The organism is Labrenzia sp. THAF187b (assembly GCF_009363375.1).
Taxonomy (GTDB): domain Bacteria; phylum Pseudomonadota; class Alphaproteobacteria; order Rhizobiales; family Stappiaceae; genus Roseibium; species Roseibium algicola.
The window spans coordinates 3,322,061-3,345,227 of the sequence record NZ_CP045344.1 but is presented as its reverse complement, the minus strand read 5'-3'; the positions used below and the strand labels follow the sequence as shown (position 1 = coordinate 3,345,227).

28 protein-coding genes and 1 tRNA gene are annotated in these 23,167 nt (G+C 59.4%); 17 read left to right on the top strand and 12 right to left on the bottom strand.

The genetic code is table 11. From position 1 onward, the window contains the following. The first annotated feature begins 88 nt into the window (after positions 1-88). From FIV03_RS15345 to FIV03_RS15330, 4 genes are all read left to right on the top strand, one after another. Complete coding sequence (locus FIV03_RS15345; protein ID WP_152510155.1) at positions 89-352, top strand: hypothetical protein; 264 nt, start codon at positions 89-91, stop codon at positions 350-352. Then, on the top strand, positions 349-930 hold the full coding sequence (locus FIV03_RS15340) for a hypothetical protein (RefSeq protein WP_152510154.1): 582 nt from the start codon (positions 349-351) through the stop codon (positions 928-930). The genes FIV03_RS15345 and FIV03_RS15340 overlap by 4 nt, the downstream gene beginning before the upstream one ends. A 217-nt stretch (positions 931-1,147) precedes the next feature. Beyond that, positions 1,148-1,411, top strand: a complete 264-nt coding sequence (locus FIV03_RS15335; RefSeq protein WP_152510153.1) for a hypothetical protein — start codon at positions 1,148-1,150, stop codon at positions 1,409-1,411. Positions 1,412-1,652: 241 nt separating this feature from the next. Next, entirely contained in the window at positions 1,653-1,850 is a 198-nt protein-coding gene (locus FIV03_RS15330) for a hypothetical protein (RefSeq protein WP_152510152.1), read from the top strand. Positions 1,851-1,988: 138 nt separating this feature from the next. Here FIV03_RS15330 and FIV03_RS15325 read toward each other — a convergent pair. Together FIV03_RS15325 and FIV03_RS15320 are read right to left on the bottom strand one after the other, a co-directional pair. Further along, a tRNA-Lys gene (locus FIV03_RS15325) sits at positions 1,989-2,064 on the bottom strand. An 80-nt stretch (positions 2,065-2,144) separates the two neighbouring features. Next, complete coding sequence (locus FIV03_RS15320) at positions 2,145-2,501, bottom strand: hypothetical protein (protein WP_152510151.1); 357 nt, start codon at positions 2,499-2,501, stop codon at positions 2,145-2,147. 270 nt (positions 2,502-2,771) lie between these two features. Between FIV03_RS15320 and FIV03_RS15315 the strand changes: the two genes are divergently transcribed. The 3 genes from FIV03_RS15315 to FIV03_RS15305 all read left to right on the top strand — a co-directional run bounded on the left by FIV03_RS15315 (position 2,772) and on the right by FIV03_RS15305 (position 6,141). Then, the gene (locus FIV03_RS15315; protein ID WP_055655364.1) at positions 2,772-4,547 is read left to right on the top strand and encodes an acetolactate synthase 3 large subunit; all 1,776 of its coding nucleotides are present in this window, start codon (positions 2,772-2,774) and stop codon (positions 4,545-4,547) included. Between the two features lie 29 nt (positions 4,548-4,576). Beyond that, positions 4,577-5,149, top strand: coding sequence for an acetolactate synthase small subunit (gene ilvN, locus FIV03_RS15310; RefSeq protein WP_023000590.1), 573 nt, complete (start codon positions 4,577-4,579; stop codon positions 5,147-5,149). A 179-nt stretch (positions 5,150-5,328) separates the two neighbouring features. After that, the gene (locus FIV03_RS15305; RefSeq protein WP_152510150.1) at positions 5,329-6,141 is read left to right on the top strand and encodes an arylamine N-acetyltransferase; all 813 of its coding nucleotides are present in this window, start codon (positions 5,329-5,331) and stop codon (positions 6,139-6,141) included. Positions 6,142-6,203: 62 nt separating this feature from the next. On the opposite strand, the gene FIV03_RS15300 is transcribed toward FIV03_RS15305, so the two are convergent. Beyond that, a complete protein-coding gene (locus tag FIV03_RS15300) occupies positions 6,204-6,947 on the bottom strand; it encodes a hypothetical protein (protein ID WP_152510149.1) in 744 nt (247 codons plus the stop codon). Positions 6,948-7,220: 273 nt separating this feature from the next. Here FIV03_RS15300 and serA point away from each other — a divergent pair, with 273 nt between their 5' ends. Further along, positions 7,221-8,465: a phosphoglycerate dehydrogenase gene (gene serA, locus FIV03_RS15295; protein WP_023000587.1), complete on the top strand. Its 1,245-nt coding sequence runs from the start codon at positions 7,221-7,223 to the stop codon at positions 8,463-8,465. A 115-nt stretch (positions 8,466-8,580) separates the two neighbouring features. On the opposite strand, the gene FIV03_RS15290 is transcribed toward serA, so the two are convergent. After that, positions 8,581-9,840, bottom strand: coding sequence for a GGDEF domain-containing protein (locus tag FIV03_RS15290; RefSeq protein ID WP_152510148.1), 1,260 nt, complete (start codon positions 9,838-9,840; stop codon positions 8,581-8,583). A gap of 255 nt (positions 9,841-10,095) precedes the next feature. Here FIV03_RS15290 and FIV03_RS15285 point away from each other — a divergent pair, with 255 nt between their 5' ends. The 6 genes from FIV03_RS15285 to FIV03_RS15260 all read left to right on the top strand — a co-directional run bounded on the left by FIV03_RS15285 (position 10,096) and on the right by FIV03_RS15260 (position 14,993). Continuing rightward, a complete protein-coding gene (locus FIV03_RS15285) occupies positions 10,096-10,536 on the top strand; it encodes a DCC1-like thiol-disulfide oxidoreductase family protein (protein ID WP_152510147.1) in 441 nt (146 codons plus the stop codon). Then, positions 10,529-12,256: an SDR family oxidoreductase gene (locus tag FIV03_RS15280; protein ID WP_152510146.1), complete on the top strand. Its 1,728-nt coding sequence runs from the start codon at positions 10,529-10,531 to the stop codon at positions 12,254-12,256. Before FIV03_RS15285 ends, FIV03_RS15280 begins: the two co-directional genes overlap by 8 nt. A gap of 102 nt (positions 12,257-12,358) precedes the next feature. After that, complete coding sequence (locus FIV03_RS15275) at positions 12,359-13,108, top strand: pyridoxine 5'-phosphate synthase (protein ID WP_152510145.1); 750 nt, start codon at positions 12,359-12,361, stop codon at positions 13,106-13,108. Beyond that, positions 13,108-13,692, top strand: coding sequence for an HD domain-containing protein (locus FIV03_RS15270; RefSeq protein WP_152510144.1), 585 nt, complete (start codon positions 13,108-13,110; stop codon positions 13,690-13,692). The genes FIV03_RS15275 and FIV03_RS15270 overlap by 1 nt, the downstream gene beginning before the upstream one ends. A 45-nt stretch (positions 13,693-13,737) precedes the next feature. Beyond that, positions 13,738-14,361, top strand: a complete 624-nt coding sequence (locus FIV03_RS15265) for a LysE family translocator (RefSeq protein WP_023000581.1) — start codon at positions 13,738-13,740, stop codon at positions 14,359-14,361. 89 nt (positions 14,362-14,450) lie between these two features. Then, on the top strand, positions 14,451-14,993 hold the full coding sequence (locus FIV03_RS15260; RefSeq protein ID WP_173013861.1) for an NADPH-dependent FMN reductase: 543 nt from the start codon (positions 14,451-14,453) through the stop codon (positions 14,991-14,993). Positions 14,994-15,017: 24 nt separating this feature from the next. Here the strand turns inward: FIV03_RS15260 and FIV03_RS15255 are convergent, their stop codons facing one another. The 3 genes from FIV03_RS15255 to FIV03_RS15245 form a co-directional block, all read right to left on the bottom strand. Beyond that, a complete protein-coding gene (locus tag FIV03_RS15255; RefSeq protein WP_152510142.1) occupies positions 15,018-15,650 on the bottom strand; it encodes a DUF1826 domain-containing protein in 633 nt (210 codons plus the stop codon). After that, complete coding sequence (locus FIV03_RS15250; RefSeq protein WP_152510141.1) at positions 15,647-16,861, bottom strand: GTP-binding protein; 1,215 nt, start codon at positions 16,859-16,861, stop codon at positions 15,647-15,649. Before FIV03_RS15250 ends, FIV03_RS15255 begins: the two co-directional genes overlap by 4 nt. 212 nt (positions 16,862-17,073) lie before the next feature. Further along, positions 17,074-17,538 carry an Lrp/AsnC ligand binding domain-containing protein gene (locus tag FIV03_RS15245; protein WP_152510140.1) on the bottom strand — a complete coding sequence of 155 codons (465 nt, stop codon included), beginning with the start codon at positions 17,536-17,538 and terminating at the stop codon, positions 17,074-17,076. A gap of 157 nt (positions 17,539-17,695) precedes the next feature. Here FIV03_RS15245 and FIV03_RS15240 point away from each other — a divergent pair, with 157 nt between their 5' ends. Further along, complete coding sequence (locus FIV03_RS15240; protein ID WP_152510139.1) at positions 17,696-18,712, top strand: 1-aminocyclopropane-1-carboxylate deaminase; 1,017 nt, start codon at positions 17,696-17,698, stop codon at positions 18,710-18,712. Between the two features lie 75 nt (positions 18,713-18,787). On the opposite strand, the gene FIV03_RS15235 is transcribed toward FIV03_RS15240, so the two are convergent. The 5 genes from FIV03_RS15235 to FIV03_RS15215 form a co-directional block, all read right to left on the bottom strand. Next, entirely contained in the window at positions 18,788-19,402 is a 615-nt protein-coding gene (locus FIV03_RS15235) for an MliC family protein (protein ID WP_152510138.1), read from the bottom strand. A 168-nt stretch (positions 19,403-19,570) separates the two neighbouring features. Beyond that, complete coding sequence (locus tag FIV03_RS15230; protein ID WP_173013860.1) at positions 19,571-20,368, bottom strand: siderophore-interacting protein; 798 nt, start codon at positions 20,366-20,368, stop codon at positions 19,571-19,573. A gap of 233 nt (positions 20,369-20,601) precedes the next feature. Then, positions 20,602-21,096: a YHS domain-containing (seleno)protein gene (locus tag FIV03_RS15225; protein WP_031269160.1), complete on the bottom strand. Its 495-nt coding sequence runs from the start codon at positions 21,094-21,096 to the stop codon at positions 20,602-20,604. Positions 21,097-21,247: 151 nt separating this feature from the next. Then, positions 21,248-21,856 (bottom strand): TetR-like C-terminal domain-containing protein, encoded by a 609-nt coding sequence (locus FIV03_RS15220; RefSeq protein ID WP_173013859.1) that lies wholly within the window; start codon positions 21,854-21,856, stop codon positions 21,248-21,250. After that, positions 21,849-22,232 (bottom strand): darcynin family protein, encoded by a 384-nt coding sequence (locus FIV03_RS15215; protein WP_152510135.1) that lies wholly within the window; start codon positions 22,230-22,232, stop codon positions 21,849-21,851. Before FIV03_RS15215 ends, FIV03_RS15220 begins: the two co-directional genes overlap by 8 nt. A 156-nt stretch (positions 22,233-22,388) precedes the next feature. Here FIV03_RS15215 and gatC point away from each other — a divergent pair, with 156 nt between their 5' ends. Continuing rightward, complete coding sequence (gene gatC / locus FIV03_RS15210; RefSeq protein ID WP_023000570.1) at positions 22,389-22,676, top strand: Asp-tRNA(Asn)/Glu-tRNA(Gln) amidotransferase subunit GatC; 288 nt, start codon at positions 22,389-22,391, stop codon at positions 22,674-22,676. A gap of 14 nt (positions 22,677-22,690) precedes the next feature. Beyond that, a complete protein-coding gene (locus FIV03_RS15205) occupies positions 22,691-23,164 on the top strand; it encodes a GNAT family N-acetyltransferase (protein ID WP_152510134.1) in 474 nt (157 codons plus the stop codon). The last annotated feature ends 3 nt before the right edge of the window (positions 23,165-23,167 follow it).

The following is a 23,167-nucleotide window of genomic DNA, read 5'->3' as shown; positions in this document are numbered from 1 at the left end:
AACCGCGACTAGACCAGCGGTATCACGCCCATTTCACAACCTAGCGTTAGATTTTTCACTTTCGGCAATTCTGGATATTTTTCTTCCCATGACTTTGAAAAACGGAACTAAAGAGGACCTCTTCAAAAGTCTTTTTGAAGGCAGCGCTGCTCTATCTCTGGACGAGCAGGTGCGCAATATCCTGCAGGTCTGCGAACGCCACGACGTTATGACGTTCGCAAAAATGGTCTGCCTGAAACGTTCAGGCCACCAGGAGATCCTGCTGATGCACCCTCACGAGGCACAATGCTTCATTGATGACATTGACCTGGTCCTGACAGCGATCATGTCGCAGCAGCTTTTGAAGCAATGACCGAGGGTGTGTTCACACTCGACGTGTCGGCTGTCGACAGCGGCTTCGCCAACGACGAGGCCCGGCAGTTGATCGAATGCTGGCGGCGGTCAAACGGGCTGCTGAATGACAGTCTCCTGCCTCTGTCGCGGAGACTGATCATGCTCAACGGGAATTACAATCAGCACGATGCACCGGAGATCCTGTTTGCCGGCAACGACGCCCTGGCCAGCCGCATCCTGGGAGACGGCTGGGCCAGACACCCGGAAACGGGCACGATGGACACTGACTATCGCTGTCTGATCAGCGAGGCCTACCGGGTGGCCATCCTGCAGCGCCGCCCGGTGTTCGACCTGGTGTCAACGACGCTGCACGCACAGGGCCGGTCCATTCATTTGCGCTACCACCGGGTTATTGTGCCTCTTGAGACGATGCAGGGAGCGCCTTTTCTAGGCTGCTATTCTTTTCCAGCCGGAACGGATCTGCCAGTTGCTCCTGGGAAACCAGACGGTGTATGCCTTCCACGCCAACAGCAACGAAAACGAGGTCAAGCAGGTCCTTTTGTAGCGGCGGATTTTCCCAGTCATGCGCGTGCCTGACACGGATTGTATAGCCCCAGTTCAGATCGTATCCCGCATCAATCATTGGCGGCCGCATGTAGCCGTAGATTAGCGACGGTCGCCACAGAAACCAAACGGACAGAATCAGAGTCCTCTGGACTAGGCCGAGCAGGTTCCGTCCCCGATGGCTCTTGCGTACGGCCCCCTCGCCGATATAGGCGAACGATCCCGTATAGCGAGCAGCGAAGTTGCAGGCATGCGGCGCCAGCTTTGCCGGCTGGCCGTCTTCGCCGGGAAACGACCGCGTCCAGAATTCGTGCATGAAGCGCTGCAAGCTCCAGCCGGAAATATCATCGAACCGGCTGGCGCACGTCGCTACGCATTTGCCGTTTTCGTCAAAAGCCCCGATCCAGTGAACCCGGCCGGGTGGCAGCGTATTGATGGATTTTCTCAGATGCTCACCGACACTGGTCTTGCCACACTCGGTCTCCGCCTTGGCAAGCTGATCGACGTCTTGTGACATCCTGACTTCCGCGACACCGCATTGCCTGATCTGCCGCTCCAGCGAGGTTATTGCCCCAGCCATGCGGAGGACATCGATGCTCCCGTCTTCCATTTCAAGTTCCCTAATGCAAATCCGGTTGCAGTGTAGCTATTTTTGCCGATACCGCATGCCCTGATTGCGATTTACATTTCAGATGTTAAATTGACATAATTAATGTTAATTGCAGATTTCAATCAGCCGGGGAGGCAGATAGAATATGGGAGTTTCTCAAGCGCCGCCACACATCGCCGACCGGCACCTCGAGGTGGCGCAGGATCTGGCCAGACTGGTCCGGATTATCACCGAGACAGCCGAACAGGATGATTGGAACGACGCCCGCCAGGGGCTCCTGAGATTGTCACGTCAAATAGAACAGAAGCTTGCAGACGCCCGGGAGGCTATCGATGCCGTGTGATATTTCGGACGGAACAGGAACAGAACAGACCGTACGAATTCGCACGGCATTCGTACGGGTTCGTATGTTCACGCCACGTTCACAGCGCAAGAATTGCGCTTTACCGCAATTTCTTCAGCAATTTCAAAGGAAGGTTGATGGTGGGTGAGTGGGGGCTCGAACCCCAGACCCGCTGATTAAGAGTCAGCTGCTCTACCAACTGAGCTACACACCCAAAGCGACAGGGCCGCGAGAACCGCGCGGCACGTCGGATGGCGGTTGTATATAGTGCGATCCGATTTGGCGCAACGGTTTTTATGACAATTTTTTATCATGGCCGGTCTGCGGGGAATGCAACCCGGAGAAAATCCGCAGACGCCGGAAGGAAAGCTCGTTAACGCCGCCCGAAAGGCAACTTTCAGAAACATCTTCGATCTTTTGCGCAATTTTCGAAATTAAGGCTTGACCGGTTTTATCCGCCTGACTAGGGTGCGGCGCATCAAGACCGGGGCAGACGTGACGGGCTTGGGCCAGCTTGTTGAAGTCGTTGTCATATCGGCTTGCCTCAGGTTGGCGGGACAAACCCGGTTCCGGGAGTTCCACAACGACGTCGAACCGGGCCAGACGGCCTGCAGCATCAAAGGACCGGGACGACATGGCAATGTCGCTCATTCTAGTAGTAGTAGGAAAGCGCGCCTCCGCGGCGGGATAACCCCGTACGGACAGGATGGCGCGCGACCAAGGCTCCCAAAGGGGCCTTTTTTTGTACCCGCCTCCTGACCACGCATTTTCCACCACTGCCCGGATCTTTGACGCCGCATGCGTCAGGCCAGACAGACAGTGTTGTATCAGTCCGCGCCCGATCGGGCAGGATTGACAGAAGAACAAACAGTTATGTGAGCCAAAGCCTGATCCACAGGCGAGAATGCAAGGACGAAACGAATGACACGGGAAATGACCGGCGCCGAAATGGTCATCCAGGCGCTGAAAGACCAGGGAGTTGACACGATCTTCGGCTACCCGGGCGGTGCTGTGCTTCCCATTTACGACGAGATCATTCAGCAGGAAGGTCTGGAGCATATTCTCGTACGGCACGAACAGGGCGCAGGCCATGCCGCCGAAGGCTATGCCCGCTCCACCGGCAAACCGGGTGTTGCCCTGGTCACCTCCGGTCCAGGCGCCACCAACATGGTGACTGCCCTGACCGACGCCATGCTGGATTCCATTCCGCTTGTCTGCATTTCCGGCCAGGTACCGACCCATCTGATCGGCAACGATGCCTTCCAGGAGTGCGACACGGTCGGCATCACCCGCCCCTGCACAAAGCACAACTGGCTGGTTCGCGATGTCGACGACCTGCCGCGCATCCTGCATGAAGCCTTCTACGTCGCCACTTCCGGCCGTCCGGGCCCGGTTGTCGTCGACATTCCGAAGGACGTTCAGTTCGCGACCGGCACTTACCAGGGCCCGACGCCGAACCCGGCTGCCGCGCACAAGAGCTACCGTCCGCAGCTGAAGGGCGATGCCTCCAGCATCCGCATGGCCGCCGAATTGATGGCGAACGCCAAGAAACCGGTTCTCTATACAGGCGGCGGCGTGATCAACTCCGGCCCGCAGGCCTGCCAGTTGCTGCGCGAACTGGTGTCGCTGACCGGCTTCCCGATCACCTCAACCCTGATGGGACTCGGCGCCTATCCGGCGTCCGGAGACAACTGGCTCGGCATGCTGGGCATGCATGGCACCTACGAAGCCAACATGACCATGCACGACTGCGATGTGATGATCTGCATCGGAGCCCGCTTCGACGACCGTATCACCGGCCGGACCGATGCCTTCTCGCCGAACTCCAAGAAGATTCATATCGACATCGATCCGTCCTCCATCAACAAGACGATCAATGTCGACCTGCCGATCATCGGCGATGTCGCCCACGTGCTGGAAGACCTGGTGCGGATCTGGCGATCTTCTTCGCTGAAATCCGATGCCAAGGCCATGAAGGACTGGTGGACGCAGATCGATCAGTGGCGGGCACGCAACTCGCTGGCCTACAAGCCGAACAGCGACGTCATCATGCCGCAATATGCGATCCAGCGGCTCTATGAACTGACCAAGCACCGCAAGACCTTCATTTCCACCGAAGTCGGCCAGCACCAGATGTGGGCGGCCCAGTTCTACGGCTTCGAGGAGCCGAACCACTGGCTCACCTCCGGCGGCCTCGGCACCATGGGCTACGGCCTGCCGGCTGCCATCGGTGCGCAGGTGGCCCACCGCGACGCGCTGTGCGTGGACATTGCCGGCGATGCATCGATCCTGATGAACATCCAGGAAATGTCGACTGCCGTTCAGTTCGGCCTGCCGGTCAAGGTGTTCATCCTCAACAACCAGTACATGGGCATGGTGCGCCAGTGGCAGCAGCTGCTGCACGGCAACCGCTTGTCCCATTCCTACACCGACAGCCTGCCGGACTTCGTCAAGCTGGCCGAGGCCTATGGCGGGGTTGGGTTCCGGGTCGAAAAGCCGGGTGATCTGGACGGGGCAATCGAGGAAATGATTGCCGTCGACAAGCCTGTCCTGTTCGACTGCCGCGTAGCCAATCTGACCAACTGTTTCCCGATGATCCCCTCGGGCAAGGCTCACAACGAAATGCTGCTGCCGGACGAAGCCAACGACGAAGCGGTTGCCAACGCCATCAGCGCCGAAGGCAAGTCGCTCGTTTAAGGTGAAATAGGCAAAAGGACTTTAAGAAAATGAACGCACAGAATGTTGATGCGCCTTCCGCCTATTTCCTGGCCGAAGTCAGCAACGAAATCGAAACCCACACCCTATCGCTGCTCGTGGACAACGAGCCGGGTGTCCTCGCCCGCGTGATCGGCCTGTTCTCCGGCCGTGGCTACAACATCGACAGCCTGACCGTGTCGGAAACCGAACACGAGAAACACCTGTCCCGCATCACCATCGTGACCACCGGTACCCCGATGATCATCGAGCAGATCCGCCACCAGCTCGACCGGCTGGTGCCGGTGCACCGGGTGACCGACCTGACCGTTCGCGCCAAACGCACCAACCAGGACAAGCCGCTGGAACGTGAGCTCGCCCTGGTGAAGGTGGCAGGCACCGGTGAAAAGCGCCTGGAGGCCTTGCGCCTTGCAGATGCCTTTCGCACCACCGTGATCGACGCGACGACGGAACATTTCGTCTTCGAGATCACCGGCCGGACCTCCAAGATCGAGCAGTTCATCTCCATCATGAAACCGCTCGGTCTGGTCGAAGTCTCCCGCACCGGCGTTGCTGCCGTTCAGCGCGGACCGGAAGGCCTTTAAGGGGTCGCTTTCTGATCGCAAGGCCCGTCGCATCCCGTGCGGCGGGCCTTTTTTGTTTTCCTGCGCATGTTGAGGCAGCACACAGCAGGCCAGGCGAACTCCCGCCGCCGTGTTCCTTGGCAACAGCCGAAGACTTGCCTACATGCAGCGGACACCTCGAAACCGGACAGAGCCTGCCCATGCCCTTCGATCTTAATTTCTATCTTGAGCGAATTGGCCTGCAGACGTGCCCGGCCACCCTGGATGGCTTGCGGGCCCTGCAGGCAGCCCAGATCAGCGCAATCCCGTTCGAAAACGTTATGCCTTTTCTTGGCAAGGTTCCGGAGCTTGGCCGGGACAGCCTCTGGCAAAAGCTCGTTCAACACCGTTGCGGCGGTTACTGTTTCGAGCTGAACTCTCTGCTGGGTGACGCACTGGCAGCCATCGGTTTTTCCTCCCGGCAGGTGCTTGCCCGGGTTCGCATGGGGGCGGCGGAGGGTGGAGCACGCTCACACCTTGCCCATGTCGTGACGTGTGATGGCAGCGAATGGCTGGTCGATGCCGGGTTCGGCGGCCAGGCTCCAGCCGAGCCTGTGCGCATTTCAGAGGAACGCCAGCAGATCCGCGACCAGGTCTACAGGATCCGCTTTGAAGCTGTGTCAGAAGAGCACGTACTGGAACGACAGACTGAGGAGGGTTGGTTCGCGCTCTACGGATTTGACCGGGTAGACGTCCGCTCTGTCGACATTGAAGCCGCCAATTTCCTGTGCGCCGCCTCGCCCAGGCAGTCCTTTGCGGGCAGCATGAAATTCTACCGGCTGACGGATAGGGGTTTCATCAGCTTTCTGGACGGCCGGGCACGGTTTGTCGGTGGTGGCAACAAGCGGGAGTGGCTGATCGAGGAAGCGGAAGACCTTGGCCGTTTCATGCGCAACGACCTTGGCCTCGGATATGACGACGACACGGTGCGAGCCATTGCCCTGCGCTTGAGGGATCTGCACAGCCTCGTCTGAATTGGGCGCAACAGCACCGCAATACCGAGAGGCCTGCGGCATTTCCACAGGCCTCGCCTTCCCTAAAGCTTGCTCTCGATATTGATCGTCAGCGTCTTGCGCAAGGGGGCATCGTCCGGTCCGCTCATCGGCGCGACGTGGTGCCAGGAATTGTAGGTCTTCACGAACAGGACACACTGGTTTTCCTCAAACGGGAATGTCTTCAGCGTATCTACATCCTCGAGAGGCATCGCCTTGTTGATGTGGTTGAAGACCTTCGTCCGGTCCTTGGGAAGGCACACCGCCGTGCCGCCACCCCATGCGTGATCCCAGCTTCCAGGCTCCATCATGGACAGAACCAGCGTGATCAATTTATGCGGAGCGTCGGTATGCGGCAGGATCTGACCGCCGTTTGCCGGCATCATCGAGAACTCGAACCGGGCACTGATCTCGGTCTGGCGACGAAGGCGACTCAGCAGGCTGGCCTTCCGCTGCCCATCCTTCGCAATCACCTTGAGCCGGCGCAGGCCCAGGTCGATATTGTTGGCGGTCAACATATCCAGCACGTTGTCTATGAAGTTCTCGGATTTCACATAATCGTAAAACGCTTTCCAGCCAGGTGTCTCCGACAGGAACTTGTAGTAGTTATCCGGGTTATTGATATCGGACAGAGAATATTTGTGTCCGAGGTTTGGCATGTATTTGAACAGATCCTTGTCAGGATAGCTCTCGACGAGTGACCGGTACATTTCCGGCGGCAATACATCTGTTACATAGCAAACGGGATATGGCTCGTAATCGAATTGAGGCCCGCTCAATTTCAACATGGATCGGGGTCCCTGCTCTCGCTTGGTGTTGGATTTTATTCAAGCAGCCGGTTGGAGATCCGGCCGTAACGCGCCCCCGCCGCTTATTGGCACAGGCTGTCGTCCGTCAGCAACCGCTTTCACAAACACCGGGGTGACAAAACGCGCGGTGTCGGCTTGCGTTCCATCAAAACGGCGCCCTAGACGCGACGTGAACGAGCGCGTATACGACACGCGCGCTGTTAGCGCCGATCCGGCGCGATTCAAACCAATCAGACCAAAAGGCATTTCGCCATGATTCACGGTCTCTCCCGGCCGAAAAACCAGATCCGCTGGCTGCTGCTGGAAGGCATTTCGCCGACCGCGCGCGCGGTTCTTGAAAAACACGGTTATACAAACGTTGAAGTCCTGTCCGGAGCCCTGGAAAAGGACGCGTTGATCGACAAGCTGCAGGGCGTCCAGATGCTCGGCATCCGCTCCCGCACCCAGGTAACCGAAGAGGTTCTGGAAGCGGCCAAGAGCCTGGTTGCCGTCGGCTGCTTCTCCGTCGGCACCAACCAGGTCGACCTCAAGGGCGCGCTTACGCGCGGTATCCCGGTGTTCAATGCCCCCTTCTCCAACACGAGATCCGTGGCCGAACTGACCGTTGCCGAAATCGTCATGCTGATGCGCGGCGTCTTCCCGAAATCCACCGCTGCCCACGAAGGCCGCTGGATGAAAAGCGCTGCCGGTTCCCACGAAGTTCGCGGCAAGACACTTGGTATCGTCGGCTACGGCAATATCGGCACGCAATTGTCGAACCTGGCCGAAGCCATGGGCTTGCGGGTGATCTACTTCGATCTCGTCGACAAGCTGCAGCACGGCAACGTGATGCCCTCCGAAAGCCTCGATGGCCTGCTGGCTGAATCCGATGTCGTGTCCCTGCATGTTCCCGATACGCCGGAAACGCGCGACATGTTCGGTGCTGACCAGATTTCTAAGATGAAGAAGGGCGCGTTCCTGATCAACAACGCCCGCGGCAAGGTTGTCGATATCGACGCTCTGGCCGCCGCGCTGAAGTCCGGTCACCTGGCGGGTGCTGCCATCGACGTCTTCCCGGTCGAGCCGAAGTCCAACAAGGACGAATTCCTGTCGCCGCTGCGCGGCCTCGACAACGTCATCCTGACCCCGCACGTGGGTGGTTCGACGGAAGAAGCCCAGGACCGGATCGGCGAGGAAGTCTCCAAGCGACTGGTGGAATACTCCGATGTCGGGTCCACCATCGGCGCCGTCTCGTTCCCGCAGGTTCAACTGCCCAAGGGCACGTCGGCCACGCGTTTCATCCAGGTGCACCACAATGCTCCCGGTGCCATGCGCACGCTGAACGACCTCTTCACCCGGCACAACCTCAACATCTGTGCCCAGTACATGCAGTCCCATCTGGACATCGGCTACGTTGTTCTGGATGTCGACAGCCCGGTGGAAGATCCGGTCAGCATTCTGGAAGAGATCCGCACCCTGCCCAACACCATCCGGGCAAGGCTGCTTAACCGGGTCTGATCGTCCCGGCCTTCAGAAACGACAAAAGCCCTGGACCGGTTCCAGGGCTTTTTCTTTTTCGGCGCAGCTGTCCGACCCGTCACTCAACCGAACGATCGCGGGTGCCACAGAAGGTCTAATCAACAGTGACCGGGCTGAAGACCCGGTTGCGCCCCTGTTTCTTGGCTTCATAAAGCCGAAGGTCTGCCTGCCTGAACAGGGCCTCCATGGTCTCGCCGTCCTGCGGCGCACTGGCCAGACCGATGCTGACCGTCACCTTTTCCGGAAGATAGATCTTGCTGAAACGCTCGATCGCCTTGCGCAGCCGCTCGGCCATGGAGGTCGCGCCTTCCACCGGCAGTTTCTCGCACAGAAGCACGAACTCTTCGCCGCCGACCCTGTAGAGGTGATCGTCGGAACGCAGGTTGTCGGCCAGAAGCCGGGCAACCATCTTCAGGATCTCGTCACCGGCCTGATGGCCATGCCGGTCGTTCACCTGCTTGAAGTGATCGATGTCGATCACGAGCAGGGACATGGGCCGGTTTTCCTGCAGGTTCTTGGCGAGGATCTTGGGCGCATTCTGGTCGTACTGGCTGCGGTGAAGCGTGCCGGTCAGGTGATCGCGAATGGAAGCTTCCAGAAGCTTGTGATAGCGCTCCCGGTAGGTCAGCACCTGAAACACGTCCTTGAAGGACCTGTTGGTGAGCCAGCTGCTCTCGTTGTCGAAATACTTCAGGTAGAGGATGAACAGCGCCGTATAGACCAGCGTCGCCACCATCTTGGCCGCCCAGCCGCCGACAAACACATGCCAGGGCGCACCGGAAACATAATGCAGCGCCAGGAAGAACCCGGCCTGGTCGAAAGTCAGCACTGCCGCGCCGCAGATCAGGAAACGCAGGCCCAGGTGCCGCCCGACCCAATTGCCGATCCGCTCATAAAGCACGATGATCGCGATCGCGTCGACAAACAGCAAGATGGTGCCCCAGACCATCAGCAGTCCCATTTCATCGATAAAGGCGAAATCCGGATTGCGGCCGTCCGTGACCGAGATGGTATCGTGGTTCCGCAGGATCATCACCAGCGCGACGATCAGGAAGTTGCCGATCAACAGGCCGTAGATCGGCTGGCGGACGATCAGCGCATCCTCGCGGATGTAAAGCAGCAGGATCATCAGAAGCTTGCCGGAAAAGAGCACTGTCGACCCGGGGGAGACGATGCCGAACGGCAACTCGATGTAAAAGACGCTGGCGAGATATGTTTCCAGGAAATGCATCACACCGAGCGCGCACATGAAGACGCCGATACCGATCACCTGACGAGCCCGCAGAAGGCTCATCATGACGATGAAATAAACGGCTGCCTGGGCCAAGAGGAGGAGCGCGTTGGAGATGGCCATGGATTACCTGGTAGTTTTCTCGATCCGAGACCTCGATGTATGCATTGATTCTCGTTCGGATCGACACCGAAATCGGTTTCAGTCCGGAACAAGCTTAAGAATCGGGCCCCTTGCGCCCAGTCTTAGAGGAAACGGCGGAACCTGAAAACCTAGTCGTAATACTGTACTGCGACCTTGTGCGGGCTCGCCGAACCCTGCGTTGCAACCCTACATGAGAGGTGGAAACCTGTCATTGCCCGCGAAAGCCCCAAGACGATGGATACCAGACGCAACGTCAAACCGGTCCCGCCTGCCCTTGCAGAGTTGCCGGACAACCTGATCGTCTTTGATGGCATTTGCGTTCTGTGCTCCGGCTTTGCCCGGTTCGTCGCCAGGCACGACCGGACAGCAGGCTTTCGCTTTGTCGACGCCCACTCGGACATCGGTCAGGCACTCTACCGGCACCACGGGCTCGACCCGCAGAAGATGGAAACCAACATCGTTATCTGCCGCGGCCGGGCCTTCACCAAAATGGCGTCCTTCACCGCAGCCATGAAAAGTCTCGGCTGGCCCTGGAAGGCTCTCACGGTGCTGGATCTTCTGCCGCGCAGGCTCGCGGACTGGACTTATGACAGGATTGCGCAAAACCGCTATCGGTTCGGCAGACGAACCTGTCCCCTGCCGTCGGCGGCGCTGAAGGAACGGCTCCTTGACTGAACTTTCCCGAAGGAAGCGGATCGTCGTTCTCGGCGGCTATGGCGTTTTCGGCGGAAAGCTGGCCGAGGCGCTGCTGAGGCACGAGCATCTGGAGGTCATCGTCGCGGGCCGCAGCCAGCGAAAGGCTGAAGCCTTCTGTCGCCGGCATGGCGGCACTGCCGCCTTTCTGGATCGGACGGCACCTGATTTCGCTGCTGCCCTTCTCGCCCTTCGGCCTTTCGTCACCGTCGACGCCGCCGGTCCGTTTCAGGCCTACCGGCAAGCCCCCTACGCTGTTGCGGAAGCCGCGCTTGCAGCCGGCAGCCATTATCTGGATCTTTCCGACGATGCCGGGTTTACCAGCGGTATTACCGCGCTCGACGAGCAGGCACGCTTGCGCGGACTGACCGTGCTTTCAGGCGTTTCCAGCGTACCGGCTCTCTCTTCGGTTGCGGTCGAAGCTCTTCGGGATGAGTTCTCACAGGTCGACCTGATCGAAAGCTCCATCCTGCCGGGTAATCGTGCACCTCGTGGCCTCTCCGTCATCGAAGCGATCCTGACCCAGTCCGGCAAGCCCGTTTCCGTCTACCGCGATGGCGGATGGACAAAGGTCATCGGCTGGTCCGGTCTCTCCCGGCGCCGGATCGGCCCTGAAGGCAGCAGCGGTCTTTCAAAGCGCTGGTCGAGTTTCATCGGCGCGCCGGATCTGACACTCTTTCCCAAGGTCTACAACGCCCGAACAGTGCTGTTCCGGGCAGGACTTGAACTCTCCCTCCTTCATCTGGGTCTCTGGGCTCTTTCCTGGCTGGTGCGTCTTCGCCTTGTCAGGTCGCTGCAAGCTGCCGCGCCACTCCTTCGCACTGTCGCGGGCTGGTTCGAACGGTTCGGGTCCGACCGCGGCGGCATGGAAGTCCGGCTTGCCGGGCTTGGCAAGGACGGCCAGCCTTTGGCCGCCAGCTGGACACTGATTGCGGAAGCCGGCGACGGGCCCCATATCCCGGCAGTCCCGGGCGCTATCTTGTGCAAGCACCTCGTTGAGGGTGTTGTTCCAGCCGGAGCGCGGCCGAGCCTTGGAGAATTCAAGCTGACAGACGTCGAGGAGGCCACCGCTCATCTGAACGTTCGCACCTTCGTTGCAAAGCAGGCTGCACCGGTCTTGTTCCAGCAGGCTCTCGGCAGCAGCACCTTCAAAGCTTTGCCTGAAGAGATCCGCTCCCTTCACACAGTGTTTGATCGCCGGCAATGGACCGGTGAGGCAGAGGTCACGCGCGGCACCTCATGGCTCGGCCAGTTGCTGTGCCGTATTGTCGGCTTTCCGCCCGAAGCAGATGCAACTCCGGTGAAAGTGACAATCGATCGGCAGGGCGACAAGGAAATCTGGCAGCGCAACTTCGGCGGCAAGACTTTCCGGTCCGTGCTCAGCCTGTCAGGAGCACTGGGGTCCGGCGTGGTTCAGGAGCGTTTCGGACCAACGACTTTCAACATTCACCTGAACCTGAAAGGCGATGCACTCGCCTATCCCGTTCGCAGTGGCAAGCTGTTTGGCATTCCCTTGCCGCGCTGGTTGTTGCCGATCAGCGAAACAGCCGAGACGGCGCCGGATGGCATCTTCCACTTCGACGTCGAGATCTCCCTGCCCGGCCTCGGGCGGCTCGTGCGATATCAGGGGTGGCTGAAGCCCCTCCAACACAAACTCGCGGGAAAGCCGACAACAACCAACACTGAAAAACATTGTCTCTAGTGACAATTCCTCGTTTGACTTCAACGGCTTTTGACACAATCTTGCGAACCTGACCCAGTCTCTTAAAGCCAGATCAGAACCGTTTTCACCGGACTATCAATCATGCCTGCCGTTTCGCGCCTTTCCGTCAATGTCAACGCCATCGCCATGTTGCGAAATCGCCGGGATCTGCCCTGGCCGAGCGTGACTGGCCTTGCGGCCATCGCGATGGAAGCCGGCGCCAAGGGCATCACCGTGCATCCTCGTCCCGATGAACGCCATATCCGCAAGACGGACGTGTTCGAGCTGTCCGAGCTGATCGAGGACAGGTTCCCGAACAAGGAACTGTGCCTGGAAGGCTATCCGACCCCCGATTTCATGAAGCTGGTGGAGGAAGCTCGCCCCGAACAGGTCCTGTTCGTGCCGGACGACCCGCAGCAGTCCACCTCGGACCATGGCTGGGACTTTTCGAAAGACACCGGCGCGCTGGAAACGGCAATTGCCGCCGCCAAGGAGTGGGCAGTCACGGTCTCGCTCTTCTGCGATCCGGACCCGGCTGCCCCCGAACACGCTGCCAGGCTTGGGGCAGAGCGTATCGAGATCTACACCGGCCCCTATGGTGCCTGCTACGATGACCCGGCACGCGCCGAAAAGGAACTCGACAAGATTGTCGCCACGGCGGAAGCTGCCCAAGCCTGCGGGCTCGGCGTCAATGCCGGGCATGATCTGACCGTCGAAAACATTCCTGCCCTGATGGCGCGCGCCCCCTTCATTCGGGAAATGTCGATCGGCCACGGCTTTACCGCCGATGCGCTGATCCATGGCTTTGCCGAAAGCGTTGCCCGCTTCCGCCGGGCCATGGGCGAGATCTGATGCACGACACTTTGGCAAAGCAGGTCGCGTTTCTTCTGGAAACCGACAAGCTGAAGGAAGTCGTCCGGCTGAACCAGCTCACGGGTGGCGCCCGGCGCGAGACCACGGCCGAGCACTGCTGGCACGTGATCCTGCAGACGCTGACGCTTGCCGAGCACGCCCCTGCCGGCACCGACATCAACCACGTCGTCAAGCTGCTCGCCGTTCACGACCTGGTCGAGATCGACGCAGGCGACCACTGGGTCACTGACGACAACCGGGCCGGCATCAAGGATCTGGAACAGGCAGCCGCAAGCCGACTGTTCGCCCTGCTTCCCTCGTCGCAGGGCCTGGATTTCAAGGCTCTTTGGCTGGAGTTCGAAGCCAACGAAACACCGGAGGCCAAATTCGCCAACGCGATGGACGCGCTGCATCCGATGGTGCTGGTCTTTGCATCCGGCCTGGACGATCCGACCCATGAACCCATTTCCGCCGAAGCGTTGAAGCTGACGAAGGAATCCCGCCTGTCTCCCTTCCCGGGTCTTTGGGATTTTGCCCAGGACCTGCTGAACCAGGCCGTACGCGACGGCCGGCTGCTGCCCTGAACCACCCCTCCGGCTGCACCCCGCAGCCTTTTCTCGAGAACCGAAATGCCGATAGATCTTTGGCTCGTCTTTATTGCTGTCTCGCTCCTGCCTGCCGTCAGCCCCGGCCCGGCAGTCATGCTGGCCATTTCCAACACGCTCCGGTTCGGCCGTAACGCGACCCTCGCTTCCGCGGCAGGCAATGCCACGGGACTGGTAATCCTTGGATACGCGGTCGCCCTTGGCTTTGGCGCCCTGATGGCAGCCTCCGCCGTGGCCTTCACGGTGCTGAAGGTCATTGGTGCCGCCTATCTCATATTCATCGGCCTCAAGATCTGGCGCGACAAGTCTGCCTTTCACGTGGAGGATGGGGTCCTGATTGCCCGCAAAAGCCCCAGAAAGCTGTTCCTGGAGGCGCTGCTCGTTTCCGTCACCAATCCGAAGGCCATTCTGGTCATAACCGCGCTGTTCCCGCAATTCATGCGCGCCGACGGCATCGATCTCACGGAGATCTCGGTACTGTCCTTCACCTACGCCGCATTGTGTTTCGCCAACCATGCCGCAATTGCCTACGCAGGCGGCCACATGCGCCGTTTCCTGACGTCTGCGAAGCGCATGCTGTGGGTACGCCGGATCACCGGTACGCTCTTTGTCGGCTTTGGTGCTGCACTGGCCGCAGCCAGCCGGTAACAGCTGCACGCTGGTCGGTCGTTTGAGGATCACGGTAGGGGGCGAATCCGATAGACTCGCCCCTAGCCTCCTTCAACCGGACCAGTCCCTTGCCTTTCAGGATCCTTACATTTTGCGGCAGTCTTCGTGCCGCATCGTCCAATCTGGCCCTGCTGAGCGCAGCAGAACGACTGGCGCCCGACGGGCTCATTCTCAGCCGCTATGACCGCATCGGCGATCTGCCGCATTTCGTGCCGGATCTCGATATTACCGACCACCTGCCGGAAATCGTCATCGACCTGCGCGAACAGGTGGCGCGCGCCGACGGGCTGCTGTTCGCCGTGCCGGAATACATGCATGCACTGCCCGGCAGCTTCAAAAACACTCTCGACTGGATGGTTGGCTGTCAGAAGTTTCCCGGCAAGCCGGTCGCCCTTGCCCATGTCACCTCCCGCCACGCCTTTGCCCCGGTTCAGCTGGAAGAGATCCTCCGGACCATGTCCGCCGAAATCGTCGGCGAAGCCGGATTTTCGCTTGGCCTCACCAGCAATGCCGTTACCCCCGAGATGATCTGTACGGATGCCTCCCTTGCCGCGATCGTCACGCGACACCTAGACCGATATCAAACCTGGCTAAGCCGAGAGCGTGGCTGAGTCCCCTTCGGAAATGCAGCCCGCCTAGTCTGCCGGATCGATTACCAGAAGAAGCCGCGGTCCACCTGCCGGGGTTGCGGCCGGCGACCGGTGCAAGAGAGCGGTTCTTTCGTCGCAAGACCATTGCCGGCCGCGAAAAACGGCAACGCCTCCAGGCGGCACCTGACGGATACGGCCAGTCTCCTCGGCCACATTTTCCGGCACATATTCCGTTCCCGGCCCGCGATAGGTGCACAACAACCGGGCGCGAACATTGTCCAGGTGGAACTTCGGACACATCACGTCTTCCGAAACATCCAGCCGCAATCGCAGCAGACGCACTGTCAGCGTCTTTGCCAGCATCAGGGCAAGTGCCCCGACATCGCTTGCCAGCATGTCCGTCTCCCGACACGCAGGAATTCTATGGCTCTCGCAAGCCGCCCGGACAGCCGCCTCTGCCAGATGCACAGGCACCACCGTGCGCAGGTCCGGCAGGTTGTCTTTCGGCAAGGCATTCATCCACCTCTGAAATTCGGGATCCGGCGTTCGCCGCCAGATAGCGGCGGCAATGCCCGGATCGCGAATGTCGGCGAGGATGTCCGGATCCCGGCCGATAATCACATCCCGTGCGGCAGGCACGTTCGAAAAGGCGTCCACTTTCGGTTCCAGCGCTGTCATGCTGCGCGGTCCGCATGGCGGAAGGCAGGAAAGGGATCCGGCAGATGCGCAAAGGCCGAAAGTTCGTCACCCGCGTTTTCGCCGATCAGGCACGCGTCGAGCCGGCTTTTCAGAAGCGGCCAGTCGATGCCCGCACCGATAAAGACAATTTCCTGCCGCCGGTCACCAAACGGTTCGACCCAGAGCGACTTCGCATAGGCCCGGGCGCGTTCGTCATCCGGCCAACGCTCCTGCGGCACAGACGCCCACCAGGTGCCAAGCGGACTGATGCTGGAGAGCGCCCCGGCCAGCGAGAACTCGATCACCCACTGCGGCCGGCTGCCGATCCAGAAATGACCCTTGGCGCGGATCACGCCTGGTAATTGCCCGTTGAGCAGCTCATGGATCTTTTCCGGATTGAATGGCCGCCGTGCCCGGTAAACGTAGGAGGCAACGCCATATTCCTCGGTTTCGGGAATGTGGTCGGCAAAGCCGTAAAGCTCCTTGGCCCACATCGGGTGTTCATGAGCCTTGTCAAAATTGAAGAGCCCCGTGTTCAGGATGTCGGAAGGCGAGACTTCCGAGTAGTCGGTCTCGATGATCTTCGCATCCGCGTTGAGACTGCGGATGATCTTGCGGGCAGCATCCACCTGTCCGGCCGACGCGGCACCCACCTTGTTGAGAACCACCACATCGGCAAACTCAATCTGGTCCGTCAGGAGATGCACCAGCGTGCGTTCGTCCTCCTCGCCCAGCGTCTCGCCCCGATCGCTCAGGAAATCATGGCTGGAGTAATCCTTCAGCAGATTGACCGCATCGACCACCGTCACCATCGTGTCGAGCCTTGCCACATCGGCGAGGCTGTCGCCGGCTTCGTCTCGGAATTCGAAGGTCGCTGCCACCGGCAACGGTTCGGATATTCCCGTTGATTCAATAAGCAGGTAGTCGAACCGCCCTTCGCCAGCCAGGCGGCGAACCTCGTTCAGCAGATCGTCGCGCAAGGTGCAGCAGATGCAGCCGTTGGACATCTCGACAAGCGTTTCCTCGGTCTTGCTCAGCTCCGCACCGCCAGCCCGTACCAGGTCTGCGTCGATATTCACCTCCGACATGTCATTGACGATTACAGCCACCTTCAACCCGGAACGGTTGTTGAGGATGCGATTGAGCAAGGTGGTTTTTCCCGCTCCAAGGAACCCGGACAGAACGGTTACAGGCAGGCGTCGATCGGACATAAGGCCTCCAGCAAGTTTGATATGTTATGTTATTACATATCAAATCTGTACTTTATTGCCGGTGACCAAGGCAACCGTTTTTTAAGCCAGGGCGATCGAGGCTCACTGACGGCAGAACAATGGAAGGGAATTTCAGGCAGCAGATCCGGGGCGCTCATCAGTCGTCCGGTCTGCGAGGCCGGCGACCTGCCGGCCAAGGAAGCCGAACTGTATCAGAAAGGCAGCGGCGCGTTGTCCGTCACTTCCTTCATGACAAAAAACGTGCGGGTCTGGCGCACACCAGGCAGTGCAATCAGCTTTTCGCCGTGCAGCTTGTTGAAGTCCGCCATGTCCCGTGTACGGATCTTCAGGAAATAATCGAAGTCGCCCGCCACCAGGTGGCAGTCGAGAACAAAGTCCGCCTTGCGAACCACCTCTTCAAACTCCGCAAAACTTTGTGGCGTCGACCGGTCCAGCACCACCCCCACGATTACAAGAGCAGATCTGTCGACCTTTTGCGGATCGATATGCGCGCGCACGCCCTGAATGAAACCCTCTTCGAACAGCCGCTGCGTCCTCCTGTGACAGGTCGCCGGGCTGACATTTACCAGACCGGCAAGTTCGGCGTTGCTGAGGCGGCCATCTTCCTGCAGCAGCTTGAGAATTTTGCGGTCAATCCGGTCGAGCTCACCAACCATGGAAGAATCTTTCAGTTTTTTGACAAAAATTCGATGATTGAGGAATTCATACTCGTCTCAACATCTCATTGACAGAAAAAATACATCAAACTTTGAAAGCACCTTTCTGAAATTTTCTGCAAGGCTCAAGGGGTCAACAATCAATCCGGTGTGCTCCATGAACCTCAGCAAGTTTGAACGCTATCCCCTCACCTTCGGCCCAACGCCCATCGAACCTCTACCCCGGCTTTCCGAAGCGCTTGGCGGCAAGGTGGACATCTATGCAAAGCGGGACGACTGCAACTCCGGCCTTGCCTTTGGCGGCAACAAGCTGCGGAAACTGGAATATATCGTACCCGACGCGATCGCTTCCGGCGCGGACACGCTGGTTTCCATCGGCGGTGTCCAGTCCAACCACACTCGAATGGTTGCAGCCACCGCCGCCAAGATCGGCATGAAATGCGTTGTGGTGCAGGAAAAATGGGTACCGCACTACGATGCGGTCTACGACCGGGTCGGCAACATTCTGCTGACGCGTCTCATGGGGGCGGATTCCCGTCTGGTCGACGACGGCTTCGACATCGGCATTCGCCAGAGCTGGGAAGACGCAATGCAGTCCGTTCGCGATGCGGGTGGCACGCCTTACGGCATTCCTGCCGGGGCATCCGTCCACAAATACGGCGGCCTTGGTTACGTGCGCTTTGCCGAGGAAGTGAAGCAGCAGGAAGAAGAGCTCGGTTTTACCTTCGACTACATCATCGTCTGCGTGGTCACCGGCTCCACCCAGGCCGGAATGATCGTGGGCTTCGCCGACCAGAACCGGGCGGACCGCGTAATCGGCATCGACGCCTCCGGCACCCTTGACCAGACCCGTGCGCAGGTCCGCCAGATCGTCGACAACACGGCCTCCCTTGTGGAACTTGGCCGCTCGGTTCGGGACGACGAGATCGTGATCAATCCCGACTACGCCTACCCGGCTTATGGTGTTCCCTCTGAAGAGACAAACGACGCCATCCGGCTTGCCGCCAAGACCGAGGCAATGATCACCGACCCGGTCTATGAGGGCAAATCCATGCAAGGCATGATCGACCTGGTAAAGCTTGGCAAGATTCCCGCCGGATCGAAGGTACTCTACGCGCACCTCGGCGGCGCCCCTGCCCTCAATGGCTATAGCTACTATTACAAGGACGGCTGATCATGAGGCGGCGGCCGCTGCCTTATCGCACCGGCCGGCTTTTTTTCTGCGGTCTGACAGGCGGTCAAAGGCCTGTCAGCTCCTCGCCTTGCAATCGAACGACGTGCCCTGAGGCCAGTCCACCATGGCTTCATCTCCCTTGATCCAGAAAAGAATGCCGAAATCACCTTCGTAACGCGCGCCGGATCCGCTCGGACCCTGCACGACAATTTCCGTCGTGTCACCGCGCTCCAACCGTGCAGACGGTGGCTCGGTATCGAAGAAGGTCGCCACGATCTCGTCTGCCGGATTTTCGTTGCAGGTGTAAAAGACCGGGGCCTGTCCCTTGATCAATTGATAGCGCGCTGTCAGTTCCGCGATCCGGCGTTCATAGGCAGAGCGGACGCAGGAGAGTTCGTCGTCGCTCTTCCAGCATTCGTCGCGCCCTTTCACCCAGCCGCGTTGATAGGCCTTCAGCGTGTTGAGTTCCTCTTCGGCGCCTGCATCAAGCGACTTCACGACGCCGACCGCGCCTTCATAGATATCGGCCAGTTTCTGGTCCAGTGCTCCCAGATCATCATTCGAACAGACCAGCTTTTCGGCCGAACTTTCCGCCTTCGCACAATCGAAGGCCGGGCCGGCTGCCCAAGCCGCCGGCACAAAGGCGAACCCGGCAACAACGAGCCCAAGACCAACTGCAAAACCACGCATGAGAATGCCTCCCGAAAGACCTGTAACAACTGATCTAACGGATCTCAGGTTGATGGCAAGATTTGGGTCGCCGGAAGATATTCGACCGCACAGTCAGACCGGCCTTCTACATCCCCCCGGTTGGAGCAAGCCCAACCGGCGAGAAGTGGGATATTCAGGCAAGAGGACTCAGGCGGCTTCCGCCCGTTTGAGCTGCTGATGCTCGTCCTCGACGAGCCCGATTTTCCAGTAGCCCGAAATGTAGGTGTCCGCCTTCGGCACTTTCCGTTCGTTGTGAAGATGATCCCGAAGGGCCCGAATGACGGAGCTTTCACCTGCAATGCAGGTCTGGATCGTTCCCGCAGGCCATTCCAGAGATTTCACGAGGTCAACCTGCGCGGTTGAAGGCAGATGCGGGTTTTCCTGGACCAGCCATCTGATTTCCACGCCTTCTGGTGCTGCAATCTCGCGCTTGTCGTCTTCTGACGGAACTTCGAACAGCACGAGACCGCTTGCCTCGCGCGGCATAGCCTCCAGCGTCGCTTCGACCACCGGCATTGCCGAAAGGTCTGCGGCCAGCAAATACCAGTCGGCATGAAACTCGGTGATTTTCGGCTGGCTTGGGCCGAGAAAGCCCAGGAAATCTCCCTCTGCCGCCCGCTGTGCCCAGCGCGTTGCAGGCCCTTCGTCGCCGTGAGCAACAAAGTCGATATCGAGTTCCAGCGTATCCCGGCGGAAAGAACGGACGGTGTAGGTGCGAACCGGATGAACGCGTTCGGAAGGCCCGTCCGGCGCATAATGCGCTTCAAAGGCCTCGCGGCTTTCGCCGTCGCGCGGCAACAGTAACTTGCAGTTCGCGCCCTCGTGCCCTTCGGGAAAACCCTGCAACTCCGGGCCGGCAAAAGTGACACGGATAAGATTTGGACTGAGGTAGTGCGTCGACTTGACGGTTAGAAATCTGGGCTGGCGTTTCGCAGGAGTGGCCAAGGAGGACCTCATAAATCTTGAGTTATAATCTCAAGATTTAGCATCGACGATAGCCGATTTAAAGATCTGCCTTTCGGAAAAGTGTAACGGCGCCTGGCAGAAGAGACCTGCGCGGTTACGAGCCAGGTTCACGTGACGCTTGGCCTGGATGGTACGTGCGCCGATCATGTTATTCCGGAAAAAAGCCTGAGCCCGCCGATTGACGGGCTCAGGCCAGGAAAACACTCGACAGATCAGTCTCGAATGATCGGTTCTTTCAGATCGCCCGGGTTCTTCTCCTTGATGATGTCCCAATTGAGGGTCGCCTTGCGGATATATCCCGGCACATCTTCCTCGAACCGTTCCTGCACCTTCAGGGAGTTGTTCAGGTAAAGCTTGCCGTCGACGATCGACCAGGCTTCCGGCACCACCGGAACCTTGAAACCCATGGCCGCACCGAAAGCACAAAAGCCGCCGTATTGAGGGGCATATTTCGCCGGGTCGGCAACGAACTTGTCACGGTTTTCCGCGGACGAGAACTTCCAGGTCACATCGTCATATTCTGCGGTGAATTCATCGGAGCCGGCAACAGGCTTGCCGTCCGTGAAATAGGCAACCGGATCGGTGCCGCCGATTGCAGCCCCGCCTTTGGTGAAAGTGGTGATCTCATCAGCGGAAGCGGTAAAGGCAGCAGCGGAGAAGAGCGCGGTCAGTCCCAGCAGAACGGATTTGGACGTATAGAGCGGCATGTGCGTCTCCATTGGGGTGTGAATGGCGTGTTCAGGTGAAGCCTAACGCTCCACGCGGAAAAAACCATGTCTTCTGCCGCAGAATTTGGCCAATCACCCTTGATCACAGAGCCGCTAACGGCGGGCGAGAAAATCGTGATGGCGGCTGGCTTCACAATCCGGGGAGGCCCGGCAGATCCGGGCGTGGTACGGGTTGGCGCGGTGCGACCAGCCCCAGCACCAGATAGATGGCCGTTTCTATGTCCCTCGTCTCGATCCTGATATTGCGGATCAGCAGGCGGAAATAGATGAGGCCGAGAAGCAGGTCGATCCGCGCTTCCATGTCAGCTTCGAACGGGGTCGCGATAAAGATCTGCCGCAGGACCAGACGTCTGGCAGCCTCCGCCTCATCGAGTACGCCGGCAAGGTCCGGCCTGCTTCGATAGGGAACCAGTGCCCGAACCGCCGCGCCCAACGCGGTATCCTGCAAGGCCGCAACGGTGTTCGACAGACACTGCCGCAAATCCTCTGCCACGCTGCCTCTCTGGGGTGGTGCCGGGTTCGCAGTGGCAAGAGCTGCTTCGACAGACGCCGCAATCAGCGCGCCCTTGTCCGCATAGCGCCTATAGACTGCCTGCTTGCTGGTGCGCGCTCGCGCCGCGATGGCGGCAATCGTCGTCTTTTCGTAGCCGTTTTCGGCAAGCTCAATCAGCGTGGCCTCCAGAAGCGCCTTGCTGACCCGGCCCTCCTGCGGCCGACCGGCAGCACCTTCTTCAGGCATCTCCAGCCTCCGGAACCGCAGCACTTTGAAGATTTGCCTCGTAGTCCTGAAACCCATTCTCGATGCCGGTCGTCACGTTGACGATCCGCGCATAGGGTTTTGAAAAGATCACCGTGTCGCGCAGTTCCTCCCACAAGTGATGATAGGCGCGCATGTCGGAAAACCGGCAGATCGCGAAATCCGAAAACCCGCCTGCCAGGGCATCGGCGTCGAACCACTCGAAGGCAACCCTTGGGTGACGCGCCAGGATTGTGCCGATCTGGCCGGCAATCTCGCCTCTTTCCTGGCGGCTGAGCGCCAGCCAGGCTGGTTCGAAAGCCAGATAGACGATGGCCGCCATCGGCAATGGCCGGATTGTTTCGCAAGCCTGGATCACGCGCAAACACCTATTTCGGTTCCCATTGGTACCGATTTATTCCGATTTCTCCCGCAAGGCAAGCCTGCGCTCTTGCCTTCCCCGCGCGGCCGCCGCAAGAAGAGCGCAAGCCATGAGCGGATTTCCGCTTCAGGCACCAGTAACGACGAGGAACACATGTCTGTTGATACCGATACGGTGAAACGCGTTGCCCGGCTGGCGCGCATCAAGGTGAGCGAAGAAGACGCGACCCGCATGACTGGCGAGTTGAACGCCATTCTCGGCTTTGTCGAGCAACTGGACGAAGTCGATATTTCCGGCGTCGAGCCGCTGACGTCCGTTGTTGAACAGACCATGAAAAAGCGCGCCGACGGCGTGACCGACGGCAACAAGGCTGCCGACATCACCCTGAACGCACCGGCCTCCGAAGATCATTTCTTCATGGTGCCGAAAGTCGTCGAATAAGCGGACCACCCCGGATGATCGCACCCGTTCCAGCTATAGCCGTCGAAACGTCCTTGTCTGCCGACATGGGCGAGATGATTGCCGAGCTGAACGACCTGCTGCTGACACTTAGCCCGCCCGAGGCCTGCTACCACATGACGGCCGAAGAGATGTCCGGCGAGGCAACGACTGTCTTCGTTGCACGGATTGACGGCAAGGCGGCAGCCTGCGGCGCCCTGCACCGGCACGCCGACCGCATTGCCGAGGTCAAGCGCATGTACACCAGACCGGCCTATCAGGGCCTCGGCCTGGGAAGCAGCATTCTGGACCGGATTATTGAGCTGGCAACCCGGGAGGGCATCTCCATGCTCGTTCTGGAAACCGGCGACAAACACCCGGCAGCCTGGCGCATCTATGAACGAGCCGGTTTCAGCCGCTGCGGACCGGTGCTCGATTATCCCGACAGTCCCTATTCCATCTTCTATTCCCGGCCGCTGGCGGCCGCCTGAGAG